The organism is Paenibacillus sp. FSL R5-0908, assembly GCF_038006245.1.
In the GTDB taxonomy this organism is placed as follows: Bacteria; Bacillota; Bacilli; order Paenibacillales; family Paenibacillaceae; genus Paenibacillus_AQ; species Paenibacillus_AQ odorifer.
This window is the reverse complement of record NZ_JBBOUV010000001.1, coordinates 1,536,078-1,556,677: the sequence shown is the minus strand read 5'-3', so window position 1 is coordinate 1,556,677 and position 20,600 is coordinate 1,536,078. Positions and strand designations below refer to the sequence as shown.

At 43.8% G+C, this 20,600-nt stretch carries 15 protein-coding genes; 3 read left to right on the top strand and 12 right to left on the bottom strand.

Annotated features, from left to right (window positions below):
• Positions 1–16 precede the first annotated feature (16 nt).
• The 3 genes from MKZ09_RS07015 to MKZ09_RS07005 all read right to left on the bottom strand — a co-directional run bounded on the left by MKZ09_RS07015 (position 17) and on the right by MKZ09_RS07005 (position 1,605).
• Entirely contained in the window at positions 17–514 is a 498-nt protein-coding gene (locus MKZ09_RS07015; protein WP_076125480.1) for a hypothetical protein, read from the bottom strand.
• A 75-nt stretch (positions 515–589) separates the two neighbouring features.
• The gene (locus tag MKZ09_RS07010; RefSeq protein WP_076136210.1) at positions 590–1,042 is read right to left on the bottom strand and encodes an anti-sigma factor family protein; all 453 of its coding nucleotides are present in this window, start codon (positions 1,040–1,042) and stop codon (positions 590–592) included.
• Positions 1,039–1,605: an RNA polymerase sigma factor gene (locus MKZ09_RS07005; protein WP_051491104.1), complete on the bottom strand. Its 567-nt coding sequence runs from the start codon at positions 1,603–1,605 to the stop codon at positions 1,039–1,041. Before MKZ09_RS07005 ends, MKZ09_RS07010 begins: the two co-directional genes overlap by 4 nt.
• 118 nt (positions 1,606–1,723) lie before the next feature.
• Between MKZ09_RS07005 and MKZ09_RS07000 the strand changes: the two genes are divergently transcribed.
• Positions 1,724–4,828, top strand: a complete 3,105-nt coding sequence (locus MKZ09_RS07000; protein WP_076206271.1) for an ATP-binding protein — start codon at positions 1,724–1,726, stop codon at positions 4,826–4,828.
• 84 nt (positions 4,829–4,912) lie between these two features.
• Positions 4,913–6,058 carry a response regulator gene (locus tag MKZ09_RS06995; protein ID WP_081389040.1) on the top strand — a complete coding sequence of 382 codons (1,146 nt, stop codon included), beginning with the start codon at positions 4,913–4,915 and terminating at the stop codon, positions 6,056–6,058.
• Between the two features lie 71 nt (positions 6,059–6,129).
• Here MKZ09_RS06995 and MKZ09_RS06990 read toward each other — a convergent pair whose 3' ends face one another.
• From MKZ09_RS06990 to ilvB, 5 genes are all read right to left on the bottom strand, one after another.
• Positions 6,130–10,014 (bottom strand): collagen binding domain-containing protein, encoded by a 3,885-nt coding sequence (locus MKZ09_RS06990; protein ID WP_076206273.1) that lies wholly within the window; start codon positions 10,012–10,014, stop codon positions 6,130–6,132.
• Between the two features lie 285 nt (positions 10,015–10,299).
• Positions 10,300–11,841: a 2-isopropylmalate synthase gene (locus tag MKZ09_RS06985; protein WP_076206276.1), complete on the bottom strand. Its 1,542-nt coding sequence runs from the start codon at positions 11,839–11,841 to the stop codon at positions 10,300–10,302.
• Between the two features lie 102 nt (positions 11,842–11,943).
• Positions 11,944–12,936 (bottom strand): ketol-acid reductoisomerase, encoded by a 993-nt coding sequence (ilvC, locus tag MKZ09_RS06980; protein ID WP_036679485.1) that lies wholly within the window; start codon positions 12,934–12,936, stop codon positions 11,944–11,946.
• Between the two features lie 178 nt (positions 12,937–13,114).
• A complete protein-coding gene (gene ilvN / locus MKZ09_RS06975) occupies positions 13,115–13,603 on the bottom strand; it encodes an acetolactate synthase small subunit (RefSeq protein ID WP_170914191.1) in 489 nt (162 codons plus the stop codon).
• Positions 13,600–15,342 (bottom strand): biosynthetic-type acetolactate synthase large subunit, encoded by a 1,743-nt coding sequence (gene ilvB / locus MKZ09_RS06970; protein ID WP_036679490.1) that lies wholly within the window; start codon positions 15,340–15,342, stop codon positions 13,600–13,602. Before ilvB ends, ilvN begins: the two co-directional genes overlap by 4 nt.
• A 591-nt stretch (positions 15,343–15,933) precedes the next feature.
• On the opposite strand from ilvB, the gene MKZ09_RS06965 reads away from it, so the two are divergent.
• Complete coding sequence (locus MKZ09_RS06965; protein WP_036679492.1) at positions 15,934–16,380, top strand: GNAT family N-acetyltransferase; 447 nt, start codon at positions 15,934–15,936, stop codon at positions 16,378–16,380.
• A gap of 22 nt (positions 16,381–16,402) precedes the next feature.
• Here MKZ09_RS06965 and MKZ09_RS06960 read toward each other — a convergent pair whose 3' ends face one another.
• From MKZ09_RS06960 to MKZ09_RS06945, 4 genes are all read right to left on the bottom strand, one after another.
• Complete coding sequence (locus MKZ09_RS06960) at positions 16,403–16,732, bottom strand: hypothetical protein (protein WP_076136203.1); 330 nt, start codon at positions 16,730–16,732, stop codon at positions 16,403–16,405.
• Positions 16,733–16,915: 183 nt separating this feature from the next.
• Complete coding sequence (locus MKZ09_RS06955; protein ID WP_036679496.1) at positions 16,916–17,872, bottom strand: ABC transporter permease; 957 nt, start codon at positions 17,870–17,872, stop codon at positions 16,916–16,918.
• Complete coding sequence (locus MKZ09_RS06950; RefSeq protein ID WP_076107269.1) at positions 17,873–18,946, bottom strand: ABC transporter permease; 1,074 nt, start codon at positions 18,944–18,946, stop codon at positions 17,873–17,875.
• Positions 18,939–20,477: an ABC transporter ATP-binding protein gene (locus MKZ09_RS06945; RefSeq protein WP_036679500.1), complete on the bottom strand. Its 1,539-nt coding sequence runs from the start codon at positions 20,475–20,477 to the stop codon at positions 18,939–18,941. The genes MKZ09_RS06950 and MKZ09_RS06945 overlap by 8 nt, the downstream gene beginning before the upstream one ends.
• Between the last annotated feature and the right edge of the window lie 123 nt (positions 20,478–20,600).

The window sequence follows — 20,600 nt, the reverse complement described above, 5'->3', positions numbered from 1 at the left end:
GTTAAATCCCCGTTTCTTATGCTCTCGTATTGTTCCTTAACATCTTCAGTCCGTACGCAATCAGACCCACTGATAATAAGATCGTGCCGATGTTGATCTCAGTCAGCATATCCCAAAGGGTAGGGAAAGCTGTGATTACCAACATGAGGAATCCAGCAACAACACAGCCGATTCCCACCCAAGCTGGATTGATCTCTTCATGTGGATATCCAGGCATAGAGGACATACCCATGGTCCAAGGGGCTCCGAAGCTGTCTGGATGAAACATCATTCGTTCGTGTTCAGCAGCAGTTATTTTCATCCAAGCCGCCTTCTGCAGGGCATCAAACAACTGATAAAACCACAGCGCCGCCAGGGCAAACGGGAAGATCAAGGGCTCGGACGGAATAAACATTATACATAAGGACGCCCCGATCATAAACTGTAAACCCTGCTTTTTAAAGCCTAAGTACAAATGACCTACTCCAGGTATCATAGCCAGCATAAAAGTGAGCCAACGTCTCTTCTTAATCATAATACATCCTCCTAAAATTTGGGTAGCAAAACTTTAGCCAATTTAAACATCTATTAATGTTCAATTATTTTATTACTATCTCCCAAAGCCACCAAACCACTGGGTTACTGAATTCGACATATGGCCGTTTATTTCGGTAATACCATAGGCCAAATTCTCAAATACCCCAAACTGCAACAATAACAAACTGAGGCAAGCAGCCACTCCATAATGAATCCATGAGGTTTTTGGGGCAGAACGACGTCTTGCATTGGTCGCCTTAGTCGCTCGTGATCTGCGCCCTGTTTCGAGCTGCTCAATATGTGTCATAACATCTGCTGCGAGATCCGGGAAGTCCATCTGCGCCTGCAACTGTTCTCTGTCAGCATCCATTTCCGACCACAGCTCCGACATTGCTTTGGCTTCCTCCAGCCACTCTGCGCAATCAGGACATGACTCTATGTGCAATCGGATACTCAGCTCCATCTCTGGAGACAGTAGGCCGTCTATATAATGTGGCATCCATTCCTTCACTATTGCACAATTCATCGCCATTCCTCCCTTTGTTTACGCATCATCTGTCTGGCTCGATAAAGCTGCGATTCGATTGTTTTCACGGAAACTCCCTTTTGCTCTGCTATCTCTTGATAGGAATTTCGCTGAAAATAGTACAGCTGGACGACCGACCGGTACGGTTCCGCCAGACTGTTCACATTCTCTCCTAATTCAGCTGATGTTTCCTGCTCAAGTACCTCATGCTCCGGAGTTTGAGACGTTACCCAATCATTTTCTGTGTAATCAGCTGCACTTCGGTACTTCCACTCCCTATCGTTGGCCCGTTTCCAGTCCAGACAGGTTCGATAGGCAATCCGATACAGCCAAGTCGAGAAGGAGGATTGTCCTCTGAAGGAGGGGAGCGCTTTATATGCTTTTATAAAAACCTCCTGGGCCATATCTTTGGCCGATTCGGCTTCTCCTGTGATTTTGACACATACTCTGTATACCATGCCTTGGTAACGTGTCACCAAATGCCCAAAGGCTTGATGTTGACCGTTCAGCACAGCAGCAATCCATTCTGCCTCTTCCAGCTTTCTCCCCTCCTTCACCTTCATAACGTTAGACGCCAGCCAATCCTTCTCCCCTGCAACCTATACATAAATTTTTTAGAATTTTTTGAAATAGACTGAAGAGAGGAATATATAGTTTGTTGTCGAATAATGTTTAACTACTATGACTAAAAGAAAACTCTTCTTAATTATCGCATTGTTTCTTATTATACTCACTGGATTCCGTATCCTATGGGTAAAGATTTCTCCGCACACCACACAACCACCACTGATCAATGGTGTGTTGGATTTACGGGATAAACAATTGAATCAGGACAAGCTCCTTATTTTAAGTGGACAGTGGGAGTTCTATCCGGGTATGCTGCTTCCTTCATTCAACGAACAATCTGTAACTGCTGCTCCTGCAAAATATATACAAGTCCCGGGGAACTGGAAAGATGCCCTTAGCGGTAGCGATAGCGATAAATCTGCTTATGGCTACGGCTCCTATCGGCTACGTGTGCTTACAGATAATAATAAGAAGCAATCCTATAGTCTTCTCATTTCCGGAGCTCGCTCTTCTTCAGAAGTGTATGTCAATGGTGAACGACTGGGCAGCTCTGGTGCTCCTGCTGAGAATAAAGAGCACTATATTCCATACATACTGCCTTATTCAGTATCCTTTACAACCGATAAAAGTGAACTTGAAATTGTAATCCATGTAGCCAACTACTCCTTTTCCCAAACGGGAGGAATTTCTAAAACAATTGTATTTGGCAGCGAAAAAGCTTTAGCACGGGAAAGACTGCTCTCTATTAGCCTACAGTTGCTATTATGTGTTGTTCTACTGCTGCACGCTGTATATGCTGTTATTTTATATATAATTGGACTGCGGCAAAAGATGTTGATCTATTTTTTTCTGCTGGTAATATCCGCTATAACTACCGTACTCATAGATGATGACAGGCTTTTATTGCACGTATTTCCCTTGAACTATCAATGGAATTTCAAACTATTTTTTATCTCTTATATTGCTGTATTTATTTTTATCCTGCAGACAAGCAAACATCTTTTGTTCGCGGATTTAAAAATAAAAAGTATTCGTATCCTAACCATCCTGTCCGTAGTAGACATCCTGTTCATATTATTTGGACCCGTTGTTCACTATTATGAATTTCACACACTGATTTTCGGCATAAATTTATTAGTTTTAGCATTAGGTGTCGTAATTCTTTTTCTGAGATCTATTGTTAAAAATTACGAAGGCTCTATTTTCCTGTTGTTATCTATGTTTGCCATCGTTAACAGCACACTTTGGGGAATGTTCAAGAATTATAACTGGGTCAACGTTACCTATTATCCTTTTGATCTAATTATCGCCTTTTTGTGCTTTGCGACTTTTGGATTTAAGCGATATCACTGGAATACCAAGGAGACGGAAAAACTGGCGCACAGCCTGCAGAGAAGTGTTACGCAAAAGGATGTTTTTTTGGCTAACACCTCACATGAATTAAAAAATCCGCTGTACAGTATCATTAACATTGCCGAAACTGTCCTGGACAGCGAGCGTGACACTGTAACGCATCAAAATGCTGAGAATTTAAAACTGCTCATTACCGTTGGAAGACGTATGTCCCTTCTGGTAGACGATCTGCTGGATCAATCCCAGCTCCGTGAAAGCAATATACAATTGCAGCTCAGAGAACTTAAGATTCAATCCTTCGCAGTGGGTGTGCTTGATATGTTCAAATTCTTAACGGAAGGGAAATCTTTAACCCTAATCTCAGAAATACCAGATTCATTCCCTTCTATTGTGGCTGATGAAAAAAGACTCATTCAGATCTTGTTCAATCTGCTTCAAAATGCTGTCAAATATACGACTGTAGGCACGATAAGAATCCATGCAGATATTCATAAAAAATCGGCGCAGATTCATATTACGGATACTGGTCTTGGCATGAACGAGGAGACGTTGCTCAGAGCTTTCCAGCCCTATGAACAGGGCGACTCCAGCATGAACGAAGTTAGCGGTGGCATCGGGCTTGGATTAAGCACCAGCAAGCAGTTAGTTGAACTTCACGGCGGGAAAATAAGTGTAGTCTCTACACTTGGAGAAGGTACTACCTTTACATTCACAATGCCGTTATACGATTCAACCAGCCGGGTATTGAGTTCAGAACGGCCCTCTATGGCTGAATTCTCGGACACGCCATCTATGATCACTTTATCCAAATTAACCGCGCCGGGTATCGCATCATCAGCCCATGGAAGGAGACCCAAGCTTCTGGCTGTAGATGATGATCCGGTTAATCTAAAAATACTTACCAACGTACTTTCCATCAAGGACTATGAAATCGTTACGGTGACCAGCGGAAACGATGCTTTACTATTGCTGGATACCGTTCAGTGGGATTTAATTATTACAGATGTAATGATGCCACAAATGTCCGGGTATGAACTGGCGCATAGAATTCGTGAACGTTATACCATTGCTGAGCTTCCCATTTTGCTTCTGACGGCACGAAACCAACCAGAAGATATTTATGCCGGATTCATTTCAGGTGCAAATGACTATGTAATGAAGCCTATGAATGCAATAGAGCTGAAGGCCCGGGTACGCTCCTTAACAGATCTAAAGCAGTCCGTAAACGAACGGCTTCGTGTGGAAGCTGCCTATCTTCAGGCGCAAATACAGCCGCATTTCTTATTTAACACATTAAATTCAATATCCGCGCTGGCTTCTTTTGATATTAATAGAATGAGCCAACTTGTAGATGCCTTCAGCTCTTATTTGCGTTTAAGCTTCAATTTCCTGAATGCTGAGCCTATGATACCGATTGAACGAGAGCTTGAGCTTGTTCATGCCTACCTCTACATAGAGAAGGAGCGCTTTGAAGATAGGATGACCATTCATTGGGATTATGAGGAAAGCTTGCATTTTCAGCTGCCGCCTCTGACTATACAGCCACTGGTTGAAAATGCTGTCCGGCACGGTATTTTGAGTCGCTCCCAAGGAGGAACGGTGTCCATAACCCTCAAGGAACAAGCTGGCGATATTGAAATCACGATATCAGACAATGGCCAAGGTATGAAAAACGAACAACTCCAGCAGTTGCTCAGCAATCCGTCTAATGATGTAAGAGGAATCGGATTTTTAAATACACATAAACGGCTGTTGCGGGTCTACGGAAAAGGGCTGCAGATTAAAAGCGCCGAAGGGAAAGGAACTTCTGTGAGTTTTATTATTCCTTCTGACAAAAAAAATCCGCTTCGAAAACTTTCTGATTAACAGACAAACTATTGTGAACCGAAATATCAAGTAAGGATTCGGCGTATTTTTGGCTAAAATACTATATCTGAGTGGTGATTAATAATGATTCAGGCAATATTAGTTGACGATGAACGGCTTGCCCTTGTGAAATTAGAGTTTATGTTAAAAAAAATACCATCTTTACATATAGCCGCTTCCTATACGGACCCCTCGCAGGCCATTCAAGAGGCTCCGTCTTATCATCCTGACGTTATTTTTATTGATATTGAAATGCCTGAAATTAACGGTCTTCAAGCTGCGGAGATGCTCCAAGAGGCTTGTCCAAACGCAAATATTATCTTCGTTACCGCGTATAACCATTATGCTGTGGAAGCTTTTGAGATTAATGCACTCGATTATATTTTGAAGCCTGTGCGAAATGACCGACTACTGAAAGCTGTCCAGCGTTTAGAAGAAAGATTGTCACTTGCACCAAAAATCATAATTGCAACAGAAGAGGTAACCATTCGTTGTCTTCAATCGCTTCGTTTTGAACGAGGCGGACAATCTCTGAATAATCTGCGTTGGAGAACCTCTAAGGCCCAAGAGTTATTTGCCTTTTTGCTCCATAATCGCAACCGCTTCGTAAGTAAAGACATGCTGATTGAACTGCTGTGGCCTGACTTCAATCAGAAAAAGGCTTCTACCCATCTCTATACAACAATTTATCAAGTCCGGCAATGCTTAAAGCAGAATGAAGTCGACCTGCATATCAGCAACCTTAGCGGGGGAGAAGGCTATACCCTTGAAACCGGATCAATGTTGATCGATGTAGATAAGTGGGAACAGGGGATTCTGGCTCTGGAAACCATCAGTGAAGTTAATTGTGCGGAGCATCAAGTTTTATTCGAGCTTTATTCTGGAGATTACTTTGACGATTATGATTATTTATGGGCTGAAAGTGAGCGGCAACGCCTTCGTACCATTTGGCTGCACCATGCAATGGGCATAGCCCAATTTTATATAGAAAGCAACAGAATTGCCGAGGCCGTTACTGTCTATCAGCGAGTCGTGCAGCTGCAGCCTTATTTTGAACAAGGGCATTTAGGATTAATGAAGGTCTACGACAGTATTGGAGAACGTTCCGCTGTGGAAGAGCAGTACAAGCTGCTCAAGGATTTGTTCCAAAAGGAACTTAACCTTGGCCTTCCAGCCAGCGTTGAGCAATGGTACGAGCAATGGGAACAGCTTAACCATAGAGTGCGATGAGCTGAGTACCCTATCAAGACATAATAAAGACACCCGGATAAAACCGGGTGTCTTTATTATTACCTTCCTACCTAGTTATTACGTTTGAATCGTCTTGTTAAGACAAACCCTAGTAGTACCAGACTTCCACCTACCAAGTAGATCGGAAATGCGCTGTCTTCTCCCGTTTTCGGAAGCTGAGTCGGTTTATTGCTGTTATTTCCTGGCTTAGTGACTGTACCCTTTGGTACTTCCTCCACATCAATCTCTATGAGGATTTCTTCTTCATTTCCATTCTCATCTGTAACAATAATGGTGAACTTATCTTTACCAATATAGCCCGGATCAGGTGTGTAGACCCATTTGCCATCCTTAGTAATAATTACTTTACCATGTCCCGGCTCATCTCCCAGGCTTGGCACTCCCCCAAGTGGAATTTCACCTTCAATAGGAACATCTTCATTGGTAATCTCTTTCTGCACAGGTGGAGTTACCTGCGGAACAACAGGCGTACTAGTTGCCACAGGCTGGCTTGGAGTAGCTGTTGGCGTAACCGTTGGCGTTGCTGTCGACACTGGCGTTACCATCGGTGTTGGTGAAGGTGTTGCCACCACAACTGGTGTTGGTGTTGGCGTAGAAGTAACGACTACTTCCGGAGTCGGTGATGGTGTCCAGATAGGACCTGTCGGTTCCTCTGGTGCCGACGTTGGCGTTGCTGTTGGTGTCGATGTTGCTGTCGGTGTCGACGTTGGCGTTGCTGTCGGTGTCGACGTTGGCGTTGCTGTCGGTGTCGACGTTGGCGTTGCTGTTGGCGTCGACGTTGCTGTTGCTGTCGGTGTCGACGTTGGCGTTGCTGTTGGTGTCGATGTTGCTGTCGGCGTTGGTGTTGCTATCGGCGTCGGCGTTGGTGTTGCTGTTGGCGCTGGCGTTGGTGTTACCGTTGGTGCTGGCGTTACGGTCGGTATAGGCGTTGCTGTTGGTGTCGGAACTTTGTTTTTTACCTCAAGGCTTATCCCTGTCGTCGAAGAAATAGTCACTTCATGTGGTGTTTGATCAAGAACATAACCAGCAGGCGCTGTTTTCTCAATTAATACATATTTCCCACCTGTCAGTTTAGTAAATTCAAGTATCCCGTTTGTATCCGTAGTGCCTTCCTTAATCCAGATCTTATCGGCATCAACTACGCGATACAGATCAAAAACGGCCCCACTTAACACCTTACTCGTATTCCCGTCTTCTACTTTGGTAATCGTCAACGGTCCTCTTACGCCGCTTCCTGTACCGGAGCCGCTAGAGAGCTTAACGATAATTTCTTCGGTACTTACACCTGGAACTACCTTGATGTTTTTACCATCGAAACTAACCTGATTGGTTACTTTATCATTGTTTTGTGCTGTGATCAGGGAATCATATTTTAAAATATATGCTTCGGAAATATCCTTGAGGAAACTAAGCTTAAAGCTTTCTTTTCCGTCATTATCTGTAGTGATTTCCAGCTTATAATCTGTACCCCTCACCAATTCTTGGTTGGTGGATGTTACATCCCCATTGCTTGCAACTTTCGTTTTGTAGACATGGAATGTATTGGACAGCAGGATTTGATTGTCGCTTGGAATATCCGTAATTACCGCTTCTTTTACAAAAGATTGGTTACGGTTGATGTAAACCGTCCAATGTATTTTATTGCCATCCTGCGCACCTTCCTTGTTAACATATTCCCCGCCCTGAGGGATATTAACAGAAGCTTGCAGTTTAGCGGACTCTACTTTCGTACCGTCATATAACGTAGCTGTATTTTTAATTTCATTTGAATCAATTGCTTGATCCGCGAACGTTGTTTTGAAAGTGACGTAGAACGCATAATTAATCGTTTTATTAAATGTCACCTTCAGCTCACTGCCATCCAGCTCCACTTTATAATCAGCGGAATTCACACTAGCTTGCGGAGAAGGATTTCCATCCTTACCATACTCCCATTTATTTACTTTCACAGAATCCATATTTACAACTTGGCCAGCTGAAATGGTATCAACCAGTTGAGCTTGGCTTAACGTTTTCTGATTATAATTAGCCCCAATGTTCCAAGTGATCTCCTTAGTTACAGCATTGTAGGAACCACTCTTCTTCCCATTGTTTTTAACCTCATCTCTTGGATTAAAGGTTGCGGTCGCTTCTTTATGCTTAGACTCCTGCACCCCATTAACCGTTTCTTTCCAATCGAGTGCACCTGTATTAGTGAATTGAGTTTTACCCGGAGCCAGCCAATCATAGTTAAAGCTTGTTGTATAAGTAATTGTATAAGGCTCATTTATCGGCGCATTAAAAGTAATCACAAATCCATCGTTTACTGCAACCGGAGCATGCGCATTGTAAACAACACTATGGACGGTAGCAGTTCCACCATTAGTTGGTTGAACCTTTAATGTACCCGGGACAAGCTTTAATCCAGCATTGCCAAAAGTATCTGTCACCACTAAATTTTCCATAGTCTTGCTGTCATCGTTAATTTGGATAGTCCAATCGAGGGTCTTAGTCGCATAATTAACGTTGCTATAATTTTTATGGAGAATTTGCTGCTTGATATCACTGTAACCCGTTTCTGTTTTTCCATCATAAGTAATCTTGTTCGTAATCTGACCATCAACAAATACTCTGCCGTTTGCCTTTGTCTGATATTCAATACGGTAGGCAGAATTAATATCATTGTTAAATTTCAGATCAAAACCATTTAATCCCGTTGCAGTTGTTGGAGTTATTGTATATTCGCTTGAAGCGACTTCCGCGCTTTTAACCCCGTTGCCATTACTGTCGATCGTTACAGGATAAACTTTAACCGAGCTGAGAATTAGATCTTGGGTGTTAATAAATGTATCCTTCAAAATAGCATTTGCCGCTAGAATTGTTTTTTCATTGTAATTGAAATTAACAGCCCAGGAAATTACCTGATTCGCTGCATCGTATTTGGTGGACTCTTTCGATAGTGGTTTGCCACGTCCTACTGTAACTGTAGTGCTAGCCTTTTTAGAGAATCCGTTATCTCCTGTTAAGACTGCCTCATTAAAAAAGGTTTTCGCATCTACACCAGTACCAGTAATATCCGTAGAGAAGCCAATCCGGTAGGCCTTAGTAAGCGGGTTATCCGCAAATTTCAGCTTTAACTCTCCCAAAGTGGATCCTGTCACATCATACTTGCTGCTGTCCACTATACTGCCAAGACTCACAGTCCCATCGACCTTCACATCAAGCTCATAAACAGCAATAGATACCGTATTCAGTGATAATCCCGCAGGGAGTGTGTCTGTGACAACTGCATTTTTTACGCTTTCCAGTGCCTTATTCACATCAACCGTCCAAGCGATGCTTGTTGGGTTATAATACTGCGGCTTAGGCGAACCGTCTTTTTCTATAGTAGAGCTAACCTTCGGCTTAAAATTAAGCTCAATGGTCTGAGTACCGCCTTGTATCGGGAAAATCAGGGTTTGCTTCGTGGAGCCTGTAATCTTCTTGGAGCTCAAAAGCGACCTTACGGAGAAAGTCCCTCCCACTTTATCGTGGGTTTCGATATAAGCATTAAATGTAAATACAACGCGGTTAGTATTTTTGTCGACAGTATAAGTCCCTACAGGCTCATCGTCAAAAATAAGATCACCATTCAGATCGTTATAAAGTTCAAACTGTGTTGGAAGATCAAAGGTATAGGTGGACCCATCCTTATATCCATGCCCATCTGGAAGTGACCATGTATAGTTCAATTCCGAATAGGAATCAAGTTCATATACACTTTCTGTAACCGTATTTGTGTATTTATCATCGGTGTATACAGCAAGCGTAACACTAGTAATGAGGTCATCTCCAATTACAGTACCGTTGCCACTCGCATATGCCTGCGAATTGACTCCAAAGCCAAAGCTGTAAGCCCATTGCGTCACAAGCAAGAATACTACGAGCAATGCGCTAATTTTCTTTTTTGATAACATTATTAAAAATGCCTCCTTTGTCACTCCGTTTATCGTGCTTTCCTAAGCTTTATCCTTTGAATCCCGTACTCTACTCCCCCGCATTAACCTCCTTGACTCTTTCTCATGATATAAATTTGCAACCTAACAACTATTGTAAATAGTCCATCTATACATAATCTGAACAGCGTCCTATTACAGTCTTGGAGATCTTTTTATTGCAAAAAAAACAGGGATATGCGCAATAACTCGCATATCCCTGTCGTATTTACTACTTAGTGGAAAATAAAAATAACATTGTAGATCTTATAGACTAGCGTGATCACGTTTGGTGTAAGTCTTACGCTTCTCCAGAAGCTTGTTCAGCGCATCAATATAAGCGCGGGCACTTGCTTCTAGAATATCGGTGCTAAGTCCACGGCCTTGTGCAGCTACTTCTCCCTGCGAAAGCACCACATGAACCTCACCCTGCGCATCTTTACCACGGGAGACCGATTTAATCGAATAATCTCCAAGGGTAACTTCCTCATTCGTGGCTTTATCAATAGCATTGTAGATGGCATCTACTGAACCATTACCTTCGGCCTCAGCTACAATCGGCTGGTCTTCAGGACCTGCAATAATAACCTTGGCGGTTGGAACAGCTTCATTACCATAAGTAACGAACATCGTTTGCAGCTTAAAGACTTCTGGCGTATCAATTAATTTCTCTTCAATCAAAGCCAAAATGTCTTCATCTGATACTTCTTTTTTCTTATCTGCCAAATCCTTAAATCTAGAAAAAGCGGTGTTCAGCTCTTCTTCGGACAAATCATACCCTAGATCACTCAACTTATCGCGGAAAGCATGACGTCCAGAGTGTTTGCCGAGTACCAGCTTGCTCTCTTTAAGTCCAATAGTCTCCGGTGTCATGATCTCGTAGGTAGTTTTCTCTTTCAGCATCCCGTCCTGGTGAATACCCGATTCATGAGCAAATGCGTTAGCTCCTACAATCGCTTTATTCCCTGGAACCACCATACCTGTCAGCTTGCTGACCAGACGGCTTGTGCGAGAAATCTCGGATAACGTAAGCGATGTTTTTGCGCCAAAAAATTCAGCCCGTGTCTCAAGCGCTAGCGCAACTTCCTCAATCGCTGTGTTCCCGGCACGTTCACCGATACCGTTGATCGTTCCTTCGATCTGATCTGCACCATTCTGAATCGCAGCCAGCGTATTTGCTGTAGCCATACCAAGATCGTTATGACAATGGGCACTAAGCTGTACGCGTTCAATATCAGGCACATTCTCTTTTAGATATTTAAAGATAGCTCCGTACTCCGAAGGATTCAAATAACCTACAGTATCCGGGATATTAACAACATTAGCGCCTTCCCGGATAGCCATGCCGACCATTTCAGCCATGAAATCATACTCCGTACGGCCCGCGTCTTCTAATGAAAACTCAAGCTTAGGGAAATATTTTTTAGCGTAACGGATAGCAGACTGTGCAGTTTCCAACACCTGAGTCTTATCCATCCGTAGCTTATGCTGGCGGTGAATAGGAGATGTAGCTAGAAAAATATGAATACAAGGGTCCTGCGCTCCCTGTAGTGCTTCTTTTACAGCATCAATATCTGTCTCTCTAGAACGAGAAAGGCCGATTACCGTGACGTTCTTCACAGCTCTTGCCACCGCATTAACAGAAGCTAGATCACCTGGAGAAGCTGCAGGAAAACCCGCTTCCATGCGATCAATTCCCAGCTTCTCTAACTGGTAAGCGATCTCCACTTTCTCACGCGTGTTGAGGTTCACACCTGGTGACTGCTCTCCATCTCGCAGTGTCGTATCGAACACATAAATTTTCCGCATGCTAAGCACCTCCCAAAAATTGTGCTGAAACTCTCAAATGCGGCTCGCAAAGTCACGGCCGCATTTGAGGGTAATACTATTTAATCATAAGTATGATTATGATTATTTCTTAATCCAGTGCATCATTTCACGCAATTGGCTACCTACAACTTCTACTGGGTGAGCAGCTTCGTTGCGGCGAGTAGCGGTAAGGAAAGCACGTCCGGATTGGTTCTCAAGGATAAAGTCACGAGCGAATTTACCTTCTTGAATATCTGTCAGAACAGCTTTCATAGCTTTTTTAGTATCTTCAGTTACAATGCGCGGTCCAGTTACATAGTCACCGTACTCAGCAGTGTTACTGATGGAATCGCGCATGCTGGACAATCCGCCTTCGTATACCATGTCAACAATCAGCTTCAATTCGTGCAGACATTCGAAGTAAGCCATCTCAGGAGCATATCCTGCTTCTGTCAATGTTTCGAAGCCAGCTTTGATCAGTGCGGATACACCGCCGCAAAGTACAGCTTGTTCACCGAACAAGTCAGTTTCGGTTTCTTCACGGAAGGAAGTTTCGATAACCCCTGCACGTGTACAGCCGATACCTTTTGCATAAGCAAGACCGATTTCTTTAGCTTTTCCAGTTGCATCTTGTTCGATAGCAATCAAGCCAGGAACGCCAAAGCCTTCAACATAAGTACGACGAACCATGTGACCTGGAGATTTTGGTGCTACAAGCAGCACGTCTGCATCTTTAGGAGCAACGATTTGTCCAAAGTGTACGTTAAATCCGTGGGAGAACATCAAAGCTGCACCTTTTTTGAGGTTTGGTTCTACTTCATTTTTATATACCGAAGCCTGTGTTTCATCTGGCATTAGGATTTGCACAACATCTGCACGGGATACTGCTTCAGCTACTGGCAATACTTCAAAACCGTCATTTTTCGCAGTTTCAAAAGATTTACCTTCACGAAGACCGATGACAACTTGAAGACCACTGTCACGCAGGTTTTGTGCTTGGGCATGTCCTTGGCTACCGTACCCGATTACCGCAATTGTCTTTCCTTTTAATACACTAAGTTCTGCATCCTGTTCATAGTACGTTGTAACTGCCATTGTCAATATCCTCCTTTAATTTGAGACCCATCATAAAGAGCGGGTGCTTCAAGAGAACTGGTTTCATAGAAGATTCTAGCTGCTCCTCAAGCTCCCGCTCTTTAGCGGGAAGTTCATTCATATCATATCAGATTAATGCAATCAAGCAGTAATCCGTTAAAGTCGCAAAATAAAATATTTAAGAGTTACCGCGTACCATAGCCGTAATACCCGTGCGAGACAGCTCTCTGATTCCATAAGGTTTCAAAAGCTCGATCATCGCATCAATCTTCACTGTATCTCCAACTACCTGTACTAACAATGTAGTGCTGCCAATATCAACAACTGAAGCCCGGAAGGTTTCTACAACGCCCATAATTTCCGGACGCTCACTTGGATCAGCATTCACTTTAATCAGAGCCAGCTCACGAGCAACCATTGGCTTAGATCCAAGATCAACGACTTTAATTACATCAATTAACTTGTAGAGCTGCTTCTCGATTTGTTCAAGCGTATGCTGGTCTCCAAGAGTAACGATAACCATCCGGGACAATCCAACTTCTTCAGACTGGCCAACCGTAATACTCTCAATATTAAATCCGCGGCGACCGAACAAACCCGACACCCGTTGAAGTACACCCGGCTGGTCATTTACGAGTACAGAAATCGTATGTCTTGTCACTGTTATTCATCCCCCATCAGCATATGATCGATGGTTGAACCTTGAGTTACCATCGGGTAGACATTCTCGTCTTTTGGAACAACGAATTCTACCAATACTGGACCCGGTGTTTCCAGTGCTTTCTGCCATGCATCACGTGCTTCTTCCTTATTCGTCGCCCGTAGACCTTTTACACCATAGGCCTCAGCCAGCTTAACGAAGTCCGGACTGCCTGCGAGGTCTGTAAAGCTGTAACGTTTATCATAGATAAGATTCTGCCATTGGCGAACCATGCCAAGCACCTGATTGTTAATTACTACAATTTTGACTGGTATATTGTTAATCGCACATATCGCTAGCTCTTGGGAACACATTTGCATGCCGCCATCACCATTAATCGATACTACCAGCCGTTCAGGATGTGCCATCTGTGCACCGATAGCTGACGGGAATCCGAAGCCCATCGTTCCAAGACCGCCTGAAGTAATCCATGAACGCGGATGATTGAACTTATAGTATTGTGCAGCCCACATTTGATGCTGACCAACATCCGTTGTAACAATCGCTTCACCTTTAGTGGTGTCATTGATCATTTCAATCACCCATTGTGGTTTAAGCTCTGTTTCTGAATCCTTATACCGAAGCGGCTGATCTAGCTTCCACTGAGCAATCTGTGTTCTCCAAGCATCAGCATTAGATGCGCGGCCAACCTCAGGATTCAGCATTTCCAATACGGTTTTCACATCGCCTACAATCGGAATATCAGGCGATACATTTTTCCCGATTTCTGCAGGGTCTATGTCGATATGCACGATTTTGGCTTTTGGCGCGAAGCCGTCCAGTCTGCCAGTAACACGGTCATCAAAACGAGCACCGATATTAATGAGCAAATCGCACTGTTGGATCGCATTATTCGCGGTATACGTACCATGCATACCCGGCATTCCCATCCAAAGTTCTTCTGCACTAGGGAAAGCTCCGAGACCCAGCAAGGTTGTAGTGATTGGAATCTCTGTCCGTTTCACGAATTCGAACATAGCTTCATGTGCTCCGGAGTAAATAACTCCACCACCTGCAATGATGATCGGACGTTCAGCAACCGCAATCGCACGAACCAATTTATCAAGCTGCAGTTTGTTTGGAACTGTACAAGGATTGTAGCCCCGAAGATTCACTGTTTTCACTGGTGTGAACAACGTCTTTGCTGCTGACACATCTTTCGGAATATCGATCAACACTGGACCTTTACGACCGGTATTCGCTACATGAAAAGCTTCATGTATAACACGCGGGAGATCCTCAACATCTCTCACAAAGTAGCTATGCTTAGTGATTGGCATCGTTATCCCGGTAATGTCTGCTTCCTGGAAAGCATCTGTACCGATCAGGCTGGAGAATACGTTACCTGTGATTACAACCAATGGAGTGGAGTCCATATATGCTGTAGCAATACCTGTTACAAGATTCGTTGCTCCGGGACCTGAGGTAGCTATACATACCCCTGGTTTGCCACTTGCTCTAGCGTAACCGTCAGCTGCATGAATAGCACCTTGCTCATGACGTGTTAACACGTGATTGAAATCCGTAAAACCGTACAATGCATCATAGATGTATAGTACAGCTCCACCCGGATATCCGAATACAGTGTCTACACCTTCTAATACAAGGCTGCGGAGTAATATCTCGGAACCGGAAATGACCTCCGGCTCCATCCATTTTTCTTTTAACTGCTCAGTAGACCGTAATTCCGGTATTTGCGCGCTCATCAGTATTCCTCCTCCGATATTTAACATTCATTATGCAAATGACGGACCGTCCTTTATACATCAGCAAATGGTTCCTTATAAAACAAAAAAACCTTTCGCCTCCCACGCACAGTATTAGCGCGTGAGGGACGAAAGGTTGATCTTCCGTGGTACCACCCATGTTTGCATTACATCTCGCGATGCAACGCCTTATCAGGTATACAAAAATCCATCGATGTAGGCAAGGGCCCTAATCTCTGTAACCTGAAGTCCCTAACGCGGACTAAACGATTTCCCCTAATAATTCCACCACTCTAGCCAGTGGACCTTTCAGGAAAACAGCTCCGAGGTGAGCTCGTATATAAGGGATTTCGGTGGAGGTTGCAGCAGATCCTCACACTCTCTGAGCAAAAGAGCCCTTAAAACTTCGTCCTCATCATTGCCGATACATGTATGTTCGATAAAATGTTTAGACACATTATATGATTCCTAACATGGATAAGTCAATACCCTTATTTTTAATATTGTCACAACTCCTACTTCTACGTGCTGGGAACCCCCACCACGCTCCCGACATATGATGTACGACAATGCGTAGAAAGGGGGCGCTCTATGATCCGTTATCGTCGACCCAAGCAGGATGACGTCATTATCCTTGATTTAATCGAGCGACAGCTTGTACCATTATCTCATTTGCCAAAGACTGAAATTGCTAAAATCAAAAAAGATATCCCCCGTCGTCTGGGACACGGTATCACCTTAGTCGCCTGTCCCGACTATGAGAGTGATCCAATGGGGTTTGTCCATTTCCTGCTGCATGGTGATTTACTTTATATCGATATGTTAGCCATAGCACCCGCAGCACGGCGCAAACACTTGGGGAATATGCTCATGGATCGAGCAGAACGATTTGCACTATCACGCGGATGTCATCGGGCTAAGGTATCCGTCGATTTAGGAAACACAGCAGCTCTTGCCTTTTATCAAAAATTGGGCTACAGCGTAGCCCGTTATCAATCCCTAAGCTTCTGTTACGAATTGGAGAAAAGGTTCATCTAATTAAATCAAATTTCAACTGAACTTAAAAGAATCCGAAAGGTGGATAGGGTGTGCCTCCGTACCCGTAACCTCCATAAGGATTGCCATAGCCAGGACCTCCACCATAAGGCGCTCCACCGCCATAGCCACCACCATAAGCATAAGGTGCTGTACCAATGGCTAGCAAATCAAACAACACTAGAGGAATGATTGCTTTAGTTTGTACTTTTTTACCACTTACGCGTTGTAATATCAGACGATTTCCGGATACACGAAGCAGTTTACCTGTTACCTGAGTACCGTCCTTTTTTACTGCAATGATCTGCTTACCCACGAGTCTCATAACCTGATTCTTCGTAACTGGCTTAGTCATATGATCCCCTCCAAAATGTTTTGTCGCCTCTCATTCGCATCATCTACAAAACAGTCTATTCGCTGGAAAGAACCTTCGCCTGTACACTTGCCCTCCTGCCTCAATGTTTATCCTTGCTGATCCTAATAAAAAAGCCGTATTTCCGGGAAAAGACCGGAAATACGGCTTTGAAAAGTTACATTTCTATCGCTTACCAGGATCATATGGCTGTCCTAATGCCTTAGGAGCAGAGGAACGGCCTACAGCCCCTACCAGCACGATGATAGTCAGTACATAAGGGATCATAAAGATAAACTCTTGAGGAATATTTTGTGACCACTCATACAATTGAACATAGTTGCGAATCGCTTGGGAGAATCCGAAGAATACCGCTGCACCAAAGGCACCAAGTGGATTCCATTTCCCAAAGATCATCGCTGCAATGGCGATAAAACCTTGACCAGAGATTGTATTATGTCCAAAGGTTCCCGTTGTTGTTAAAGTGATTGTAGCCCCACCAATACCCGCCATCAATCCACTCAACATTACACCGATATATCTCATCCGATTAACTTTTACACCCAGTGTATCTGCAGCACTTGGATGCTCACCCACAGCACGCAAACGCAATCCGAATGGCGTCTTAAACAGAACCAAATAAATAACGATGACCAGTATTATGGCCAGATAAGTTGTAGGATAGGAATTAAAAATCCCTTCACCAATCACTGGGATTTTGGAGAGCCCAGGAATTGCAACCTTGCTGAATCCGTCAATGATCGGGGTTTCAGCAGATCCATCAAACAGGAGCTTTACCATATAGAGCGTGCTTCCTGCAGCTAAAAAGTTAATAACCGTACCACTAATCGTCTGATCAGATTTAAAGGTTATAGATGCAACCGCATGAATTAGTGAGCCTAGCACACCAACAGCTATAGCACAGAGTACACCAACCCAAGGAGCCCATTCGCCCATTCCAGCATCCTGAGCATAATAACCGCCTACTGCTGCCGCAAAGGCACCAAACATCATCAAACCTTCAAGTCCAATGTTTACGACACCGGAACGTTCAGAGAAGATGCCGCCAAGTGAGGCAAAAATGAGCGCTGTGGAAAAAACAAGCGTTGTATTAAGCAGTTGACCTAACGTCTGCAGATCCATCTATAACACCTTCTCTTTCTTGCGCTTGAAGTAAAAGGGCTTAAGCACCCAGCGCACAATCCCTTGTGCCGCAATAAAGAATATGATTGAACCAATAACGATACGAATAAGCTCTGGTGGAACATCTGCAGCAAAACTCATACCCGCAGAACCATAAGTCAGCGTACCGTAGAGAATCGCAGCCAGAATAACACCAAGTGGATGTGTTAAACCAAGAAGAGCAACGGCGATACCATCAAATCCATATCCTGGCGATGCCGCGAAAATAGCTTGATAATGGAATACACCAAGCACCTCTCCTGCTCCGGCCAGACCGGCGAATACACCACTTATGAACATTGCTTTCATAACGTTACGTCCAACATTCATCCCTGCATATTCGGCAGCATGTGGATTGTAACCAACTGCACGCATTTCGTAGCCCTGCTTGGTCTTCCATAAGTACACATAGAAGAATACCGCTGCAGCAAGAGCAATAGCTGTACCCCAGTGTAGACGCGCATTATCAAATATCGAATTCAAAAAGGTCATGGAAAGCGAGGCCGGAATATCCTCGGAACGATTTTGTCCTGGAAGCAACAAAAAGTTTCTTACGATATAATTCGACAGGTAAAGAGCGATCCAGTTTAACATGATTGTGGTAATAACTTCGTTAATCCCACGTTTTGCTTTCAAATAACCGGCGATCCCTGCCCATAAACCACCGCAGACACCCGCAATAATTACGGCAAGCGGGACAAGCAGGAAGGATGGCAGACCTGCCATCTTAATACCCACCACTGTTGCCGCTGTCATACCAATCATTACTTGGCCATCTGCCCCGATATTAAACATCCCTGAACGGAATGCGAAAGCTACGGCTAGCCCTGTAAGCATTAATGGTGTCATTTCGCGCACAGCTTCACCAAAGTTATACAAATTACCAAACACCCGTTTGAACAGTGCGGAGTAAGCAGTTATCGGATCATAACCGCCCAGAAGCATAACTATTGCTCCCACAAGAAAACCAAGCACGATGGCAACCAGAGGAACGATGTAGCTGTCAGTTGTGAAGATTTTTTTGAACTTATTCAACTGCCTTACCTCCCCGCTGCAAGCTGCCTGCCATCATAAGACCCAGTTCCTGATCATTCGTATCTTGCGGGAACACTTCACCGACAATTTTCCCTTCATAGATAACAGCGATTCTGTCAGAAACGTTCATAATCTCGTCCAATTCAAAGGAAATAAGTAGAACAGCCTTTCCTTGATCACGCTGAGCTATAAGTTGCTTCTGAACAAATTCGATAGCCCCAACATCTAAACCGCGCGTAGGTTGTGCGGCAATTAACAATGTCGGATTTTTATCTATTTCCCGCGCAATAATCGCTTTCTGTTGATTTCCGCCGGATAAAGAACGTGCTTTGGTCTCTATTGAAGGTGTACGTACATCAAATTGCTCTATAAGCTTCGCTGCATACTTATCAATGACATCATTTTGCAAAAAGCCATTTTTGTTGTAAGGACTCTTATAATAGGTTTCCAAAACCATATTCTCACTCATGGTGAAATCAAGCACTAACCCATGCTTGTGGCGGTCCTCAGGAATATGAGAGACATTCATCTCTGAAACCTTCCGCGGTGATAAATTAGCAATTTCATTGCCAGACACGGTTATCGAACCCGAATCAATTTTGCGCAGACCTGTAATGGCCTGGATCAACTCACTTTGTCCATTGCCATCTACGCCAGCAATCCCGAGAATCTCCCCTGCTTTAACTTCAAAGCTAAGACCATCCAGTACGGAGACCCCATCTTTACTCTTACTGCTGACATCCTTCAGTTTGAGTACAGATTGGCCAACCTCAGGAGCCTTCTTGTCCACTTTGAAAGTTACGCCACGCCCAACCATTTTTTCAGCTAGCTCATTAGGGTTAGTCTCTGCGGTATTCACAGTATCAATTACTTTCCCACGTCTAATAATGGTGACCCGATCAGATATTTGCATGATTTCTTTAAGCTTATGCGTGATCAAAATAATGGATTTTCCCTCTGCAACAAGCCGCTTCATAATCGCCATGAGTTCCGTAATTTCTTGAGGCGTAAGTACTGCGGTCGGCTCATCAAATATGAGAATATCCGCTCCACGGTACAGGGTCTTCATAATTTCTACCCTTTGCTGCATACCTACCGAAATGTCATGAATAACGGCATTTGGATTCACTTGCAGGCCATATTGCTCCGATAGCTTCCGAACCTGTTCCGCAGCGGATTTATAGTCAATTTTAAGACCTTTTTTCGGCTCCATCCCAAGAACAATATTCTCGGTCACCGTAAAAGGCTCCACAAGCTTGAAATGCTGATGAACCATACCAATACCAAGCTCAATAGCTTTATTGGGGTTATCAATAATAACCGGTTTCCCGTCGATTTCAATACTGCCTTCATCCGGTTGATACAATCCAAATACAATGTTCATTAAAGTGGACTTGCCTGCACCATTCTCACCAAGCAATGCAAGGATTTCACCCTTTTTAAGCGTCAAGCTAATGGAATCGTTAGCAACAATACCGGGAAAGCGTTTTGTGATTTGCTTCAACTCTACGACAGGAGCCGCAGCACTCATGGAATCACCCTCATCACAGAATATATAACTACCTTATAGACACGGATGTACCGCCCTTTGTAAGGCGGTATATCTATGTTCCTCTTATCATAACCAGTGCTTTAACAAGGAATAAGGCCAGCA